Annotated in this window: 1 protein-coding gene; it reads right to left on the reverse strand. The window is 76.0% G+C overall.

From position 1 onward, the window contains the following. Positions 1–748, reverse strand: a 748-nt coding sequence (locus tag FUT87_RS06675) for a S8 family serine peptidase (protein WP_255511702.1), incomplete at its 3' end; no start/stop codon positions are given. Between the last annotated feature and the right edge of the window lie 127 nt (positions 749–875).

Below are 875 nucleotides of genomic sequence, written 5' to 3' on the forward strand. Positions count from 1 at the left end.
CGCCGTCGCAGCGCAGCCCGGACACGCCGAGCATCCGCGCCGCCGCGCAGGCATTGATGCCGCCGGTCGCGCTCATCGAACCCAGCAGCGCGCGCCGCAGGCGCGGCGCATCGGCCACCGGGTCGGCCGCGCGCAGCAGCGCGACGACGCCGGTGACGTTCGCGGCGGCCAGCGAGCTGCCGGTGTCCATGTCGTAACCGCCGTTGGGCACCGTCGTCAGCACCGCGCGCCCAGGCGCGACCAGCCAGCCGTCCGCCTCGGCCGCATCGCCGGCGCTGGCCACGACCAGCGCACCGGGCACCTCGCTGGGAAAGCCCTTGCCGAGCCGCTCCGGCGGCGCCGCGGCGACCAGCACCGCGCCGCGCGACTGCGCATGGCGCGCCAGGCGGGTCAGCAGCGGATCGCTGGGGCCGCCCAGGCTGAGGTTGATCACGTCGGCGCCGTCCGCGATGGCGGCGCCCAGCGCCTGCGCCAGCGTGAAGGAGTTGCAGCGTGCCGTGCCCGGCCCGGGCCGCTCCGCGCGCGATTCGGTCCAGCAGGCCCGGTAGCTGGTGATCACCGCGCCGGGCGCCAGGCCGACGATGCCCTGGCGGTTGTTGGCGCGCGCGGCGATCAGGCCCATCACCTCGGTGCCGTGGCGCTCGGGCACGCCCTCGACCAGCGCACCGCCGCCCGAGACATAGTCCCGCTGCCGCGCGACCTGGCCGGACAGGTCCGGATGGCGCGCATCCACGCCGGTGTCGATCACCGCGACCTTCACCCGCGCGCCCCACGCTGATCTGCTGCAGCGCGGCGGCGGACATCTGCTGGAAGCCCTTCTGCAGGCCGAAGTAGGGGTCGTTGTAGGGCGCTCCGGGCGTGCCGAGCGTGGTGCC

It is taken from the genome of Mitsuaria sp. TWR114 (genome assembly GCF_007997345.1).